14 protein-coding genes and 2 tRNA genes are annotated in these 15564 nt (G+C 66.3%); 9 read left to right on the top strand and 7 right to left on the bottom strand.

What is annotated here, in order from left to right; translation table 11 throughout:
- Positions 1-22 precede the first annotated feature (22 nt).
- The gene (locus IC40_RS0116170) at positions 23-1471 is read right to left on the bottom strand and encodes a phytoene desaturase family protein (RefSeq protein ID WP_036470174.1); all 1449 of its coding nucleotides are present in this window, start codon (positions 1469-1471) and stop codon (positions 23-25) included.
- Between the two features lie 105 nt (positions 1472-1576).
- On the opposite strand from IC40_RS0116170, the gene serA reads away from it, so the two are divergent.
- From serA to IC40_RS0116155, 3 genes are read left to right on the top strand one after another with little or no spacing between them, the layout of a single operon-like run.
- Positions 1577-3163 carry a phosphoglycerate dehydrogenase gene (serA, locus tag IC40_RS0116165; protein WP_030135741.1) on the top strand — a complete coding sequence of 529 codons (1587 nt, stop codon included), beginning with the start codon at positions 1577-1579 and terminating at the stop codon, positions 3161-3163.
- Positions 3160-4182, top strand: coding sequence for a 3-isopropylmalate dehydrogenase (locus IC40_RS0116160; RefSeq protein WP_030135740.1), 1023 nt, complete (start codon positions 3160-3162; stop codon positions 4180-4182). The genes serA and IC40_RS0116160 overlap by 4 nt, the downstream gene beginning before the upstream one ends.
- 21 nt (positions 4183-4203) lie before the next feature.
- A complete protein-coding gene (locus tag IC40_RS0116155) occupies positions 4204-4821 on the top strand; it encodes a hypothetical protein (RefSeq protein ID WP_030135739.1) in 618 nt (205 codons plus the stop codon).
- Between the two features lie 34 nt (positions 4822-4855).
- On the opposite strand, the gene ahpD is transcribed toward IC40_RS0116155, so the two are convergent.
- The 3 genes from ahpD to IC40_RS0116140 form a co-directional block, all read right to left on the bottom strand.
- The gene (gene ahpD / locus IC40_RS0116150) at positions 4856-5392 is read right to left on the bottom strand and encodes an alkyl hydroperoxide reductase AhpD (RefSeq protein ID WP_030135738.1); all 537 of its coding nucleotides are present in this window, start codon (positions 5390-5392) and stop codon (positions 4856-4858) included.
- A 2-nt stretch (positions 5393-5394) separates the two neighbouring features.
- Positions 5395-5982: a peroxiredoxin gene (locus tag IC40_RS0116145; RefSeq protein ID WP_030135737.1), complete on the bottom strand. Its 588-nt coding sequence runs from the start codon at positions 5980-5982 to the stop codon at positions 5395-5397.
- 141 nt (positions 5983-6123) lie between these two features.
- Entirely contained in the window at positions 6124-7326 is a 1203-nt protein-coding gene (locus IC40_RS0116140; protein WP_110783250.1) for an MFS transporter, read from the bottom strand.
- Positions 7327-7434: 108 nt separating this feature from the next.
- Between IC40_RS0116140 and IC40_RS0116135 the strand changes: the two genes are divergently transcribed.
- The 4 genes from IC40_RS0116135 (at position 7435) to IC40_RS0116120 (ending at position 10000) form a co-directional block, all read left to right on the top strand.
- Complete coding sequence (locus tag IC40_RS0116135; protein ID WP_030135735.1) at positions 7435-8217, top strand: fumarylacetoacetate hydrolase family protein; 783 nt, start codon at positions 7435-7437, stop codon at positions 8215-8217.
- Between the two features lie 2 nt (positions 8218-8219).
- Complete coding sequence (gene gltX, locus IC40_RS0116130; protein WP_030135734.1) at positions 8220-9677, top strand: glutamate--tRNA ligase; 1458 nt, start codon at positions 8220-8222, stop codon at positions 9675-9677.
- 115 nt (positions 9678-9792) lie between these two features.
- Positions 9793-9864: transfer RNA gene (locus tag IC40_RS0116125), tRNA-Gln, on the top strand.
- A 63-nt stretch (positions 9865-9927) separates the two neighbouring features.
- Positions 9928-10000 (top strand) — tRNA-Glu (locus IC40_RS0116120).
- An 83-nt stretch (positions 10001-10083) separates the two neighbouring features.
- Here IC40_RS0116120 and IC40_RS0116115 read toward each other — a convergent pair.
- The 3 genes from IC40_RS0116115 to IC40_RS0116105 all read right to left on the bottom strand — a co-directional run bounded on the left by IC40_RS0116115 (position 10084) and on the right by IC40_RS0116105 (position 13386).
- Positions 10084-11289 (bottom strand): DUF1501 domain-containing protein, encoded by a 1206-nt coding sequence (locus IC40_RS0116115; RefSeq protein WP_030135733.1) that lies wholly within the window; start codon positions 11287-11289, stop codon positions 10084-10086.
- Between the two features lie 20 nt (positions 11290-11309).
- Positions 11310-12602: a DUF1800 domain-containing protein gene (locus IC40_RS0116110; RefSeq protein WP_030135732.1), complete on the bottom strand. Its 1293-nt coding sequence runs from the start codon at positions 12600-12602 to the stop codon at positions 11310-11312.
- 82 nt (positions 12603-12684) lie between these two features.
- Complete coding sequence (locus tag IC40_RS0116105) at positions 12685-13386, bottom strand: IclR family transcriptional regulator (RefSeq protein ID WP_030135731.1); 702 nt, start codon at positions 13384-13386, stop codon at positions 12685-12687.
- A 76-nt stretch (positions 13387-13462) separates the two neighbouring features.
- Between IC40_RS0116105 and leuC the strand changes: the two genes are divergently transcribed.
- Positions 13463-14920, top strand: coding sequence for a 3-isopropylmalate dehydratase large subunit (gene leuC, locus IC40_RS0116100; RefSeq protein ID WP_030135730.1), 1458 nt, complete (start codon positions 13463-13465; stop codon positions 14918-14920).
- 12 nt (positions 14921-14932) lie between these two features.
- Positions 14933-15526 carry a 3-isopropylmalate dehydratase small subunit gene (gene leuD / locus IC40_RS0116095; RefSeq protein ID WP_030135729.1) on the top strand — a complete coding sequence of 198 codons (594 nt, stop codon included), beginning with the start codon at positions 14933-14935 and terminating at the stop codon, positions 15524-15526.
- Positions 15527-15564 lie beyond the last annotated feature (38 nt).

Here is a 15564-nt window from a genome sequence, read left to right as displayed (position 1 = left end):
ACCCGGGCGCGTTGCGTCTCACTCACGGTGACAGCGGCGGAAGCTCCCGGATGCCGAACTCGCGCTTGAGCACCGTGCGTGCCGCGTAGTACCCGGCCATACCGTGGACGCCGCCGCCCGGCGGGGCTGCCGACGAGCACAGGTATGCCTTCGGAATGGGGGTGGACCACGGATTCCAGCGCGGGGTCGGCCCGGCGATCGCGCTGCGCATGTTGTTGCCGCCGACTCCGATGTCACCGCCGACCAGGTTCGCGTTGTGATCGGCCAGCCCGGAAGCCGGCACGCTGCGCACCGCCACGATGATGTCGCGGAACCCCGGGGCGAAGCGCTCGAAGATGTCGGTGACGACGTCGGCCATGTCGACCGAGGACCCCGACGGCACATGCGCATACGCCCACAGTGGTCGGCGTCCCTGTGTATCGATGCGGCCTGGATCGGCCAGATGCGGCACCGCGGCGAGCACCATCGGCCACTCGGCGTGCCGGCCGGCAGCGATCTCCCGCTCGGCAAGCGCCATCTGCGCGCGACTGCCACCAAGATGCAGTGTCGGGGCATGCGCCAGGCGCGGATCGCGCCACGGGATCTCACCGGAGAGCACAAAGTCCACCTTCGCCACACCGGGACCATAGGTGTAGCGCCGCAACGCCTTTGCATAGCGCGGCGGCATCGCGGAGCCGTAGATCGACAACAAAGCCGTCGGCGCGGTGTCGTAGAGGACCACTCCGCCCGGCGGTGTGGCGACCTTCTCGCCGAGGATCAATTCCCCGCCGTGGTCCAGCAGATCGGCGATCAGCGCGTCGGGGATCGCCTGGGATCCGCCGACCGGTATCGGCCAGCCCACCGAGTGCCCGAGGGTGGCCAGCATCAGCCCGGCGCCCGCGGCGACCAGCGAGGGCATCTGTGAAATCGTGTGCGCCGCAACACCGGTGAACAGCGCTCGGGCATCTTCGCCCTGCAGGGTGTTCCACAGCGGGCCGCCCTGCAGCAGCAGTCGCGGCGCCACCTTCAGCGCCGCGGGAATCGAGGGTGGAAGGGAACGCTTGTCGCCCAGGATGAGCCCGACCACGTCATCGCTGTCGGCGGCCAGCGGACCGAGCAGCCGTTTCCACGAGGCACCGTCGGATAGTTCGGCGGCGGTGCGGTCGATGTCGTGGTACCCGATCGCGGCGGGTCCGTCCGGGAGCGGATTGGCATACGCGATCTCGGGCACCGCCAACCGGACGCCGCGCGCCGGTAGGTCGTAGGCGGCGAAGAACGGCGACGCCAGCGCCAGCGGATGCACAGCCGAGCAGATGTCGTGCATGACGCCGGAGTACTCGGGGTCGGGCAGCGTGCGGGCGCCGCCGCCCGCAGTCGACTGCTCCTCGATGACCCGCACGGACAGGCCGGCGCGGGCCAGGATGACAGCTGCGGTCAGCCCGTTGGGGCCGCTTCCGACGACGGTGACGTCCACGCCACCAGTAGACAACATCGCCCGGTGTGTCTGCTCGTTTCGGTGCCCGTCATTGGGGACTGTGGTAGCGCCGGGCGACCGTGGCGTCTTCGGCGCCGAGGGCACGCACTAGGCTGTAGCGCCGTGAGTCTTCCCGTTGTACTGATCGCCGACAAGCTTGCCGAGTCGACCGTCGCCGCCCTGGGTGACCAGGTCGAGGTTCGATGGGTGGACGGTCCGGACCGGCCGAAGCTGCTGGCAGCCATCGCCGATGCCGATGCGCTGCTGGTGCGCTCGGCCACCACCGTCGACGCCGAGGTCATGGCCGCCGCGCCCAAGCTCAAGATCGTCGCCCGGGCCGGCGTGGGCCTGGACAATGTCGACGTCGAGGCCGCCACCGCCCGCGGTGTGCTGGTCGTCAACGCTCCGACCTCCAATATCCACAGCGCCGCCGAACACGCGCTGGCGCTGCTGCTCTCGGCGGCCCGCCAGATCCCGGCTGCCGATGCCACCCTTCGCGAGCACACCTGGAAGCGCTCCTCGTTCTCGGGCACCGAGATCTACGGCAAGACCGTCGGCGTGGTCGGACTCGGCCGCATCGGCCAGCTCGTCGCCGCTCGGCTGGCGGCCTTCGGAACCCACGTCATCGCCTATGACCCCTACGTCTCGACGGCTCGTGCCGCCCAGATCGGCATCGAACTGGTCGGACTCGACGAACTGCTCGGCCGCGCCGATTTCATCTCGGTGCACCTGCCCAAGACCAAGGAGACCGCCGGTCTGTTGGGCAAGGAGAACCTGGCCAAGACCAAGCCCGGTGTCATCATCGTCAATGCCGCCCGCGGCGGCCTGATCGACGAGCAGGCACTGGCCGATGCCATCACCAGTGGGCATGTGCGCGCGGCCGGCCTGGACGTGTTCGCCACCGAGCCGTGCACCGACAGCCCCTTGTTCGAGCTGCCGCAGGTCGTCGTCACTCCACACCTGGGTGCCTCCACCGCCGAGGCCCAGGACCGCGCCGGCACCGATGTCGCCGCCAGTGTGAAGTTGGCCTTGGCCGGTGAGTTCGTACCCGATGCCGTCAACGTCGGCGGGGGAGCCGTCGGCGAAGAGGTCGCGCCCTGGCTGGACCTGGTGCGCAAGCTGGGCCTGCTGGTCGGCTCGCTCTCCGATGCCGCACCGGTATCGCTGTCGGTGCAGGTGCGCGGTGAACTGGCCGCCGAGGATGTCGAGATCCTGCGGTTGTCGGCGCTGCGCGGGCTGTTCTCCGCCGTGGTCGACGAGCAGGTCACCTTCGTCAATGCGCCGGCGCTGGCCAAGGATCGGGGCGTCACAGCCGAGATCAGCACGGCAAGCGAGAGCCCCAACCACCGCAGTGTCGTCGATGTGCGCGCGGTCTACGCCGACGGCGGATCGCTCAATGTGGCAGGCACGCTGTCGGGTCCGCAGCTGGTCGAGAAGATCGTCCAGATCAACGGCCGCAACCTCGATCTGCGTGCCGAGGGCTACAACCTGATCGTCAACTACACCGATCAGCCCGGGGCGCTCGGCAAGATCGGCACGCTGCTCGGCGGCGCCGAGGTCAACATCCTGGCCGCGCAGATGAGCCAGGATGCCGGCGGCGACAGCGCCACCGTCATGCTGCGAGTGGACACCGATGTGCCCGAGGATGTGCGCGCCGCGATCGCCTCGGCGGTCGGCGCCACCACACTGGAAGTGGTCGACCTGACATGAGTTCCCTGAAGAATCTTGCGGTCATCGCCGGCGACGGCATCGGTCCCGAGGTCATCGACCAGGCGCTGCGGGTTCTGGACGTGGTGTTGCCGGGGGTGCAGCGCACCGAGTACGACCTGGGCGCGCGGCGCTACCACGCGAGCGGTGAACTGCTCACCGAGGAGACCATCGAGGAGCTGCGCGGGTACGACGCGATCCTGCTCGGGGCGATCGGCGATCCGTCGGTGCCCAGCGGTGTCCTCGAGCGCGGTCTGCTGCTCAAGCTGCGTTTCGCCCTCGACCACCACGTGAACCTGCGTCCCGGTCGGCTCTATCCCGGTGTCGACAGCCCACTTTCGGGAGTCACCGGAATCGACTTCGTGGTGGTCCGGGAGGGCACCGAGGGGCCCTACACCGGTAACGGTGGCGCGCTGCGCGTCGGCACCCCACACGAGGTGGCCACCGAGGTCAGCGTCAACACCGCATTCGGCGTGGAGCGGGTGGTGCGCGACGCGTTCGCCCGTGCGCAGACCCGCCGCAAGCATCTGACGCTGGTGCACAAGACCAATGTGCTGACCTTTGCAGGCAGCCTGTGGTCGCGGGTGGTCGCTGAGGTCGGCGCCGAGTACCCCGATGTCGAGGTGGCCTACCAGCACATCGACGCCGCGACCATTCATATGGTCACCGATCCGGGCCGTTTCGACGTCATCGTCACCGACAATCTCTTCGGCGACATCATCACCGACCTGTCGGCCGCGGTGTGCGGTGGTATCGGCCTGGCCGCCAGCGGCAACATCGATGCCACGCGCACCAATCCGTCCATGTTCGAGCCGGTGCACGGCAGTGCTCCCGATATCGCCGGCCAGGGCATCGCCGATCCGACGGCCGCCGTCATGAGCGTGGCGCTGCTGTTGGCGCATGTCGGCGAGGACGAGGCCGCGGCGCGTGTCGACAAGGCCGTTGCCGAGCATCTGGCGACCCGCGGTGCGGCAACGTTGTCGACGGCTGAGGTCGGCGACCGCATCCTTTCGCTGCTGTAACCGCGCCGAAAGGCACTCCGGGTGGCCGGTTTTGCGACACTGCGCCGACAGTGCCGGCTGTTCGCGACCGGTTCGACGTTCTTCGCCGTCGCCACCATGCCCGGTTTTGCGACGATGGCGGGCGCGGGCGCGTCGAATGTGCTGTGCTTCGCCGGGTCCTGGTTCTTCACGACGGCGGCCTGGATGCAACTGCGTCTGTCCGACCGCGGGATCGGATGGTGGTCGGCGGCCATCCAGTTCATCGGGACCGTGCTGTTCAACCTCAGCACCGGGGCCGCGGTCGCGGTGCACACCATCCACGCCGAACGACACGATGTCTGGGCTCCGGATGCCGCCGGGTCGGTGGCCTTCCTGATCAGCGGGATCCTGGCGGTCCTCACGGTCGGCTGGTGGGCCCCGAGATCCCTCGACTGGCAGGTGGGTTGGATCAATCTGGCCGGCTGCGTCGCGTTCGGTGTTTCGGCGGCAGGGGCATTCGTGACGACGGCCGGGCTGACCGCCGACGCCCGGCTTGCCAATCTGGGCACCTTCGTCGGCGCGCTGTGCTTTCTGACCGCGGCATTGTTGCCGCCCCAAGCCCGGCGAAATGGGGGTACGTCCCGCTCGCGGGGCAGCGCCAATTCCCCCTTTCCGGGCTGAAAAGGGGGAATTGGCGTCTGTTCGGAAAGGCTGCTTAGGAAACGCCTGCCAGGGTGTCGGCCGTCGAGAGCGCCTGGGCGACACCGGAGACGATCGAGGCCAACCGGATGGCCTCGAAGATCGCGGTGCGTTCGACGCCGGCGTCGCGCAGCACGGTCTCGTGCGCCGACAGGCAGTGGCCACAACCATTGATCGCCGATACGGCAAGCGACCACAGTTCGAAATCTTCCTTGGCCACACCGGGATTGGCGATGATGTTCATCCGCAAGCCGGCGCGCAGATCATCGTAGCGACCGTCGAGCTGGCCCTTGGTGCGGTAGAAGACGTTGTTCATCCCCATCACCGCGGCCGCACCGAGTGCGGCGTTGTAGGCCTCGCCGGACAGGATGTCGAGGGCGTCCTCGGCGATCTCGCGGAGCAGACGCTCCGACTTGGTCGCCGCCGCGGTGGCCACGAACGCACCCCAGAGCTGCTGCTCGGAGAGCTCGGTGGTCCGGGCGATGCTGCCCAGATTGAGCTTGAGATCCTTGGCGTACTCCGGGAGTGCTTCCTTGATGTTGTCCAGGCTCATGCTCAGACCGCCTCTGCCAGAAGTTCGCCGGCATCGATCGTCGGGTCACCCTTGCGCCAGTTGCACGCGCACAACTCGTCGGACTGCAGGGCATCGAGCACCCGAAGTACCTCGTCGACGTTGCGCCCCACCGAACCTGCCGTCACCGAAACGAACTGGATCTCGTTATTGGGATCGACGATGAACGTGGCACGGTCGGCCACTCCGTCGGCATTGAGGACGCCGGTGGCCGTGGCCAGTTCACGCTTGAGGTCCGACACCATCGGGAACGGGAGCTTCTTGAGCTCGTCGTGCTGCGCGCGCCACTGGAAATGCACGAACTCGTTGTCGACGGACACGCCGAGCACCTTGGCGTCGCGGTCCTCGAAGTCGTCGTTGAGCTTGCCGAAGGCGGCAATCTCTGTGGGGCAGACGAAGGTGAAGTCCTTGGGCCAGAAGAACACGATTCGCCACTTGCCCTCGTGGTCGGAGCTGGTGACCCGGGTGAAGTAGTCGTCGGGCTGCTTGGCATCCACCTTGCTCAGGTCGCCACCGATGACCGCGGTCAGGTCGTATGCGGGGAATTGGTCGCCGATTGTCAGCAAGGGCATCGAACACTCCTTAATCTGGAATAATTCCAATGTGCACTGACCATTCTGGCCCGTCGCGACGCGGGACGACAAGTCCGCCGTGGGTGATGGTCAACACAGCCGACCGAGCTGGGGGAGTGCCCAAAGTTCTTAGAATGTGTGCTATTTCGCGGAGGTGGAATCTTCGGTGGTGGTGGGAACCAAGGGATAGGCGGCCACGGGGAACAATGCGCAGACGGCGAACGCCAACGGAAAACCCGCGAACGAGATCAGCGCACCGAACAACGGGGACGCCACTGCCGTGGCCAGATGCTGACTGGTGTTCTGGGTCCCCAGGGCGCGGCCGCTCCAGAACGGGCCCGCGATCTCGGCGATCGCGGTGAACGCCAAACCGTTGTCGGACACCGTCACCAGTGAGGCGAACACCATCAACGCCACGCTCATCGGCGAACCCAGCGCGTCGGTCAGTGCCAGCAGCGCCATGGTGGCCGATGCGGCAGCGGCGATGTAGCGGATGGGGCGGAGCCGGGATCCGATGACATCGGACCATCTGCCTGCCGCGATGCGGCCGCCTGCGCCGAGTACCTGGGCGACGGTGACCAGGACTCCTGCCGACCCGGCCGACCAGTCGCGGTCGGTCATCAGCCAGACGAGCATGAAAGTCCATACGAAACCCTGTGGAATGACCAGCAATACCGACACCGCGTGGATCCGTACCAACACCGAGGACTTTCGGTACGGGTTCACCAGGTGCTCCGGCGGCGCATCCGACCGGGGCGGCCGCGGTGGATCGAGCACGCCGACCGCACAGATCAGCGCCGACGCGACGCACACCACGGCGGGGAACAACAAGGCCGTGGACACCCCGTGACTCTCGGCGATGCGGGGAATGACCAGTGCGCCCAGTCCGACACCCAGTGGTGTCGAGGTTTGCCGGATGCCCATCGCCAGCCCGCGCTGCTCGGGAGGGAACCATCCGACCACCACGCGTCCACTCGCGGAATTGCTACTCGCGGCGGCCATTCCGCCGAGCAGGAGAAAAGCTCCCGTGGCCCACAACGAATCTGCCGCGGCCGCACAGAAGGCAAAGGTTGCCGTCAGTGCCGACCCGATCGTCAGCACGATTCTTTCGCCCACCCTGTCCACCAACCAGCCCCAGGCGATCAGGGTCAGCACCAGGCCGAAGCTGGGCATCGCGGACAGCAGCCCTGCGGAGGCGAGATCGAGACCGCGCTGGTCGTGCAGCGTGGGAATCAGGAAGGCCGCGCCGTTGATGAACACATTGGCGAACGTGGTGGCCAGCAGTGCGATCACCAGCATCGACCATCGGCGGGCGGTGCTGATCGTCGTGGACATGGTGTTCATGCTGCCATGGGAATCTCATCATATTGAACTGATTTCTCATAATATGAGACACGCGGTGTCGGCCGTCCCCACTGGATGGACATCGTGGCCGCTCATTAGGCTGGACGTATGCGTCTAGGTCGAATTGCCAGTCCGGATGGGGTCGCCTTCGTGGTCATCGAAGGTGACTCGACACACAGTGCGGTGTGCCGAGAGGTCGCCGAGCAGTACCTCTCCCGCAATCCGACCTTCACCGGGCGCAGCTGGCCATTGGCCGATGTCCGGCTGCTGGCGCCGATCCTGGCCTCGAAGGTGGTCTGCATGGGCAAGAACTACGCGGCCCATGCGCGCGAGATGGGTGGCGAGGCCCCCGAGGATCCGGTGATCTTCCTCAAGCCCAACACGGCCATCATCGGTCCCAACGTGCCGATCCAGCTGCCCGCCGACGCGCATCCTGTTCACCATGAGGGTGAGCTGGTCATCGTCATCGAACGGCCGTGTAAGGACGTCCCGGCCGCGAAGGCCGCCGATTACATCCTCGGCTACACCATCGCCAATGATGTGTCCGCGCGCGATCAGCAGAAGAAGGACGGCCAGTGGATGCGAGCCAAAGGCCACGACACCTTCTGCCCGGTCGGGCCGTGGATCGAAACCGATGTCGATCCTTCTGGCCTGGGCATCCGCACGGAGGTCAACGGCACCGTGCGGCAGGACAGCAACACCGCGCTGCTGCTGCATGATGTCGGCGCCATCGTCGAGTGGGTCTCCGCGGTCATGACGCTGCTTCCCGGTGACCTCATCCTGACCGGCACCCCCGAGGGGGTCGGACCGATCGAAGACGGTGACACCGTCAGCATCACCGTCGAGGGTATCGGCACTCTGACCAATCCCGTTGTGCGAAAAGGAAAGTAGCAATGAACTCTCCCGTCCGGGTACGTTTCTGTCCGTCACCGACCGGTACCCCGCACGTCGGGTTGGTCCGGACGGCGCTGTTCAACTGGGCCTACGCCCGTCACACCGGCGGCGCATTCGTCTTCCGCATCGAGGACACCGACGCCGCGCGGGACAGCCAGGAGAGCTACGAGGCCATCCTCGACGCGCTGCGTTGGCTCGGCATGGACTGGGACGAAGGTCCCGAGGTGGGCGGACCGTACGGGCCGTATCGGCAGTCAGAGCGGTCGGAGATCTACCGCGAGGTGATCGCCAAACTGCTCGACGCCGGCGAGGTGTACCCCGCCTACTCGACTCCCGAGGAGGTGGAGGCCCGTCATCTGGCTGCCGGCCGTAATCCCAAGCTCGGCTACGATAATCATGATCGCGACCTCACCGACGCCCAGCGCGCCGAGTTCGAGGCGCAGGGCCGCAAGCCGGTGCTTCGCCTGCGGATGCCCGATGCCGATCTGTCCTGGACCGACCTGGTGCGCGGGGAGACCACCTTCGCTGCCGGGGTGGTACCCGATTTCGCGATCACCCGCGCCAGTGGGGATCCGTTGTACACGTTGGTCAACCCGGTCGACGACGCGCTGATGAAGGTCACCCATGTGCTGCGGGGGGAGGACCTGCTGCCGTCGACTCCTCGCCAATTGGCGCTCTACCAGGCGCTGATCCGGATCGGGGTGACCGATTTCATACCCGAGTTCGCGCACCTGCCAAGTGTTCTGGGTGAGGGCAACAAGAAGCTGTCCAAGCGCGATCCGCAGTCCAACCTGTTCCTGCACCGCGATCGCGGGTTCATCCCCGAGGGGCTGCTGAATTATCTTGCCCTGCTGGGCTGGGGGATCGCCGACGACCACGATCTGTTCAGCCTCGACGAGATGGTCGCCGCGTTCGACGTGGTCAACGTCAACTCCAATCCGGCGAGGTTCGACCAGAAGAAGGCCGATGCGATCAACGCCGAGCACATCCGGCTGTTGGCGCCGGAGGATTTCACCGCTCGGCTGCGGGCGTATCTGGGCGCCCACGGTCACGACACCGGCCTGACCGATGCCGCCTTCGCCGAGGCCGCCGCGTTGGTGCAAACCCGCATCGTGGTGCTCGGCGATGCATGGGAGCTGTTGAAGTTCTTCGATGACGCGAGCTATGGCATCGACGAGAAGGCGGCGGCCAAGGAGCTCAAGCCCGAGGCGGCCGCGGTGCTGGACGCCGCGCTGGCGGCTCTCGAGCCGCTGCCCGAATGGACGACCGCGGCCATCGAGCAGGCGCTGAAGGCATCGCTGCTGGAGGAATTGGAGCTCAAACCGCGGAAGGCCTTCGGTCCGCTGCGGGTGGCGATCACCGGGGCCACCGTCAGCCCGCCGCTGTTCGAGTCCATGGAGCTGCTGGGTCGCGAGCGCAGCCTCGCGCGGTTGACCGCCGCACGGGGTGGGGTGTGAAAGTGCTCCGAAATGTTTGGTAGTCTTCTCGTCGGCCCGATAACCGCTCTGGAGTGATCCACGCGAGTGGGAAACGGTCCGAAAGATGCCTTGACCTGCAGGGATAGGCATCAAATGGGGTATGGTGTAATTGGCAACACTAGGGATTCTGATTCCCTCATTCTAGGTTCGAGTCCTGGTACCCCAGCTGTCCGGGCGATTAGGTTGGCACAAGCTCCTGAGCTATGCTGACCGTCCGGAAGTTGTTCTAGCCCCCGTCGTCTAGCGGCCTAGGACGCCGCCCTCTCACGGCGGTAGCGTGGGTTCGAATCCCATCGGGGGTACAGATGGAGTCCCAGGAGAGATCCTGGGACTCCTTTTGTTTTCCGGGTCCGTGGACTCACTGTGTGTGCCGGCGGTTGTGCCCTCAGAGGAAGCCGATGGCCTTACGGCCGGGACCCACCGAGGGTTCCGGATCCGCACCGAGTGTCTTGTCGAGCAATTCGTGATAAACGTCTCGGAAATCGGTGGTGGTCTTGAGGTCGCCGTCCTGGAGATCAGTCAGACTCGGCGCGTCACCGTAGAACCCACCCCGCACGGGTTCACCGACGATCAGGACCGGCCCTGAGGTGCCGTGATCGGTGCCCTGGGTCGCGTTGGCGGCGACGCGTCGGCCGAACTCCGAATAGATCATCGTCACCACCCGCCGGCCGTAGGCACTGTTACGCATCTGTTTGAGAAACGGCACCAGGGCATCGTTGAGAGCGGCCAAGAGGCGCTGCTGGTCGTTTCTCTCGTTGGCGTGCGTGTCGAATCCGCCGAGGGACACCATGTAGACCTTGGTGGGGACACCGGCGCGCACGCACTGGGCGACCAGTTCCAGATCGTCGGCCAGTTGCTTGCCGAGATCGGTGGCGGCCGTGGTGGGCAGCGGGCTGTCGGTGAAGCCGCGGAATGTCTCGTCGGTGACCCGATAGGCCTGGTAATCGGCGCGGACCGCGGCCATGGCCGCGGTGTCTTCGGCATCGGAGGCGCTCATCGCATCCAAGACGCTGGAAATATCGGTCGGCATCTTCGGGATGGTCGGGGAAAGCCCTGCGGCCGTGCGGTTCTGGCCGATCGCCATGGGGGGGAGCACGGTGCCGATATTGACCGCACGCAGCGGATCGTCACCGGTGGTGTCCAGCCATCGTCCGATCCATCCGGTCGCGGTCGGGTCGTCCGGCGACGCGGTCTGCCAGATGTCCATCGAGCGGAAGTGGCTGCGATCCTGCTTGGGGTAGCCGACGCCCCGGACGATCGCGAGATTGTTCGTGTTCCACGATTCGGCGAGGCCGCCGAGCGCGGGGTTGAGCCCGACTGCGCCGTCGAGATCGATCGCGGTGCTCGGTGCGAAAGCCAACTCCGGTCTCGCGTCGTAGTACGCACCGTCGGTGTAGGGGATCACCGTGTTCAGTCCGTCGTTGCCGCCGTAGAGGGTCAGGATCACCAGGATCCCGGTATCGGCGGGCAACGGGGCAACCTGTGCGCGCTCGAACATCTGCGGCAGGCTGACCGCCGCACCCGCCGCCGCGGCCAGTCCGGCCGCACCGGCACTGGCAAGGAGGAACTTGCGCCTGTTGATATCGCCCACGAGTGATCCTCCGAACTCCACTACACCGTCAGGTATTCGGGCGAGTTGACGGCCGCGACGACCAGTCGTTGCGGGTTGCCGACCAGCGGCCGCAGGGCCGCGGCGGTGGTATCGGACCATGCGCCGATACCGAGCAGATAGCCGACGGCGTCGATGCGATCCGCGGTGGGGGCATCCTGCACGGGGGAGTAGTCGCCCAACGGGACGAAACGATCGGCCGCCCAGACCCGCGCGGCCGCACTCGTATTGGAAAGCCACACCCGGCCCTGCGGCCACCCATCGACATCCGGTGGTGCGAACGGGCGTTGACCCATGACCTTGAGGACCACATCGCAGGCGGTGAGGGTTTGCGGGCCGTCCAGCGGTACCGACAGCGAGCGCAGCATCCCGATCAACCAATCGACCGGGGTGACCACGGCGGTGCCCGCCGCGTCGTAGAACTCGGGGTCGGAGAAGATCGCCTTGGTCAAGGCCTTGAGGTTGCGGCCGGGTCCGTAGGCGGCCACCAGTCGGTCAGATGTCGCGCGGCTGGGGTTGTCATCGGCGGCCAGCAGCCGCCACAGTTTCGATGTGACGAATCGGGCCGAGGCGGGATGGCGCAGCACGATATCGCAGAACTCGGTGTCCCCGAGGGCCCCGGTGGTTCCGAGGACGGTCTTGATCCCACCGTCATGGTGTTCGCTGACGAGCACCGTGCCATTGCCAAGGGTGTCGAAGCGACCGGTGAGTGCGCGGGACCCCTCGCGCACATCGCGTTCGGTGTAGCCGCTGTCATGGCCGAGGGCGAACAGCTCCATGAATTCGCGGGAGAGGTTTTCGTTCGGTGCTTGTTTGGTGTTTCCCAACCCATCCAGCCACCGCAACATCGCCGAGTCGGTCAGCATGGCGTAGGCGAGATCGCGAAAGTCGCCGAGCGTATGGGTCCGCAGCGTCTGGTTCTGGGCGGCCATGAACTCGGCGGCCACCACCTTCTCCGCGGAGGTGGCGAAATGGTTGTGCCAGACGAAGGTCAATTTCTCGTGCACCGGCTCACGCACCGCGACCATCCGGCGGATCCACCAGCCGGACAGATCCTGCATCTGGGCCAGCATGGTGCTGACAAAGGAAGCTGTTGCAGCTTCGCTGGCCGGTAGCGCGGGGGTCGAATACGAGCTCATCGGCGTCGCGACCGCCCCCGGGTCGGCCGCCGGGTCCAATCCGAGTATCTCGTCGAGATACCGTGCCCGATCCTTGCCGACAACGGCGTCGACCGCCCGCCCGGTGGTGCCGAAACCCGACCGCCGCAACAGTCGCGCGGCAGCCTGCCATTGCACTGATTGTGAACCCGTGGTCCAGACCTCCCCCGGCGCGGAAATGCGCCACTGGGTAAACGATAAACGGACGGCGATGAGTTTGCTAGAGCCGACGGGTGAGTGCCTCGGACGCGGCCAACAGGTCGGCCGCCCAGCGGGCGCCCGGACGCCGGCCCATCCGGTCGATCGGGCCCGAGACGGAAATGGCGGCGATGACGGCACCGCGGCCGTCGCGCACCGGGGCGGACACGCTGGCGACACCGGTCTCGCGCTCGGCCGCGCTCTGTGCCCAGCCACGTTTGCGGACTTCCGCCAGGGTTCGCTCGCTGAATTTGGCGGCGGGCAGGATCGCCTGTTGTGATGCCGGATCGCTGTAGGCCAGCAGTACTTTGGCCCCGGAGCCGGCCGTCATCGGTAGCCGGGTTCCGACGGGGACCGTGTCGCGCAAGCCGACGGGCGGCTCAAGGGATGCCACGCACACCCGTGAATTGCCTTCCCTGCGATACAGCTGCACGCTCTCGCCGGTCAGCTCGCGCAGCCGCGGCAGCACCGCGGCACCGGCGGCCAGCAAGGGATCGTTGACCTGTCCGGCGAGTTCGGTCAGTGCCGGGCCCAGCCGCCAGCGCCCCTCGTTGTCCCGGGCCAACAACCGGTGCACTTCCAGCCCCGCGGCCAACCGGTGGGCGGTGGCCCGCGGAAGCCCCGTGCGTTCGCACAGTTCGGCCAGCCCGCAGGGGGACTCGGCCACGGTGTGCAGTACTCCCACCGCTTTGTCGAGCACGCCGATACCGCTATCCTGTCTCACAGGGAGATACTAGCGTTCCGCATCGTGAGATTGCCAGCCCGTCACGGCGGTACGCCCGAGCCGAATAGAGATATCCATGGAGCAGACGCAGTCGAATTCGCGGCCTCGTACCCTGGCCGAAAAGGTCTGGGAGGACCACATCGTGGTCCACGGTGCCGGTGAGGGTGCGGCCAAGGAGCCGGACCTGATCTACATCGACCTGCACCTCGTGCACGAGGTGACCAGTCCGCAAGCCTTCGACGGTCTGCGTCTGGCCGGGCGGCCGGTGCGCAGACCCGACCTGACGATCGCCACCGAGGATCACAACGTTCCGACGGTCGATATCGACAAGCCGATCGCCGACCCGATCTCGCGCACCCAGGTCGAAACCCTGCGCCGGAACTGTGCGGAGTTCGGAATACGGTTGCATCCGATGGGCGATTCGGAGCAGGGCATCGTGCACATCATCGGCCCGCAGTTGGGCCTGACCCAGCCGGGCATGACGATCGTCTGCGGTGACAGCCACACCTCGACCCATGGGGCGTTCGGGTCGATCGCCATGGGTATCGGCACCTCCGAGGTCGAACACGTCATGGCGACCCAGACTTTGGCCCTCAAGCCGTTCAAGACGATGGCGGTCAATGTCGACGGCGAACTGCCCGCAGGCGTCAGCGCCAAGGACATCATCTTGGCGGTGATCGCCAAGATCGGGACCGGGGGCGGTCAGGGACACGTCATCGAATACCGGGGGAGCGCCATCGAATCGCTGTCCATGGAAGGCCGGATGACGATCTGCAATATGAGCATCGAAGCCGGAGCGCGTGCCGGGATGGTGGCGCCGGACGACACCACCTTCGAGTTCCTGAAGGGTCGGCCGCACGCCCCGACCGGTGCGGACTGGGATGCCGCGGTGGCGGCCTGGCGGCAGTTGCGCACCGACGACGGGGCCGAATTCGACACCGAGGTGTACCTGGACGCGAGCTCGCTGAGTCCCTTCGTCACCTGGGGCACCAACCCCGGACAGGGTGTCCCGCTGTCTGCCGACGTCCCGGATCCCGAGATGATGCTCAGCGACGATGAGCGTCAGGCCGCGGAGAAAGCCTTGACCTATATGGACCTTCGGCCGGGCACGCCGATGCGCGACATCCCGGTGGACGCGGTCTTCGTCGGCTCGTGCACCAACGGCCGTATCGAGGACCTGCGCGTGGTCGCCGAGATCCTGGACGGCCGTACGTTGGCCGATGGCGTGCGGATGCTCGTCGTTCCGGGCTCGATGCGCGTGCGGCAGCAGGCCGAATCCGAGGGTCTCGGTGAGATCTTCGTCGCAGCCGGTGCCGAATGGCGGCAGGCCGGCTGCTCGATGTGTCTCGGGATGAACCCGGACACACTCGCCCCGGGCGAGCGGTGCGCATCGACGTCCAATCGCAATTTCGAGGGCAGGCAAGGCAAGGGTGGTCGCACCCATCTGGTCTCGCCCGCGGTGGCCGCCGCCACCGCGGTGCGTGGAACCCTGTCGTCGCCGGCCGATCTGGCCCCGATTTCCGCCAAGCGCTAGGAGTACCAGGACATGCAGGCATTCCAGACCCACACCGGCATCGGCGTCCCGTTGCGCCGGTCCAATGTGGACACCGACCAGATCATCCCGGCGGTCTATTTGAAGCGCGTCACCCGAACGGGTTTCGAGGACGGTTTGTTCGCAGCCTGGCGCAATGATCCGTCCTTCATCCTGAATCTCGCCCCATTCGACAAGGGTTCGGTCTTGGTCGCGGGTCCGGATTTCGGTACCGGATCTTCCCGGGAGCATGCCGTCTGGGCGCTGATGGATTACGGCTTCCGGGTCGTCATCTCGCCCCGGTTCGCCGATATCTTCCGGGGCAACTCCGGAAAAGCGGGACTGTTGGCGGCTCAGGTCTCTCAGGATGATGTCGAACTTCTGTGGAAGCTGATCGAGCAGAATCCGGGCCTGGAAATCACTGTGAATCTTCAAGATCGAACCATCACCGCTGGAACGGTCATGGTGCCGTTCACTATTGATGACTACACCGCATGGCGGCTGCTGGAAGGTCTCGACGATATAGGCCTTACGCTGCGGAAACAGGATGAAATCACCGCTTTCGAACAGCGTCGGCCGAGCTTCAAACCCCGCACCCTGCCGGCCTGAATTCGCGGTTGCCGGGCCCTCAAATATGGCCCGGCAAC

Source organism: Mycolicibacterium neoaurum ATCC 25795, assembly GCF_000691525.1.
Classification (GTDB): domain Bacteria; phylum Actinomycetota; class Actinomycetes; order Mycobacteriales; family Mycobacteriaceae; genus Mycobacterium; species Mycobacterium neoaurum.
Note: the sequence above shows the minus strand (reverse complement) of the source record. Positions and strands in the feature narration are given on the sequence as shown.

Coding starts and splice junctions, on each gene's coding strand:
- ahpD (WP_030135738.1), bottom strand. CDS start 5,392: ATGAGCCTGGACAACATCAAGGAAGCACTCCCGGAGTACGCCAAGGAT.
- IC40_RS0116145 (WP_030135737.1), bottom strand. CDS start 5,982: ATGCCCTTGCTGACAATCGGCGACCAATTCCCCGCATACGACCTGACC.
- IC40_RS0116170 (WP_036470174.1), bottom strand. CDS start 1,471: ATGTTGTCTACTGGTGGCGTGGACGTCACCGTCGTCGGAAGCGGCCCC.
- gltX (WP_030135734.1), top strand. CDS start 8,220: ATGAACTCTCCCGTCCGGGTACGTTTCTGTCCGTCACCGACCGGTACC.
- IC40_RS0116160 (WP_030135740.1), top strand. CDS start 3,160: ATGAGTTCCCTGAAGAATCTTGCGGTCATCGCCGGCGACGGCATCGGT.
- IC40_RS0116140 (WP_110783250.1), bottom strand. CDS start 7,326: ATGAACACCATGTCCACGACGATCAGCACCGCCCGCCGATGGTCGATG.
- leuC (WP_030135730.1), top strand. CDS start 13,463: ATGGAGCAGACGCAGTCGAATTCGCGGCCTCGTACCCTGGCCGAAAAG.
- leuD (WP_030135729.1), top strand. CDS start 14,933: ATGCAGGCATTCCAGACCCACACCGGCATCGGCGTCCCGTTGCGCCGG.
- IC40_RS0116135 (WP_030135735.1), top strand. CDS start 7,435: ATGCGTCTAGGTCGAATTGCCAGTCCGGATGGGGTCGCCTTCGTGGTC.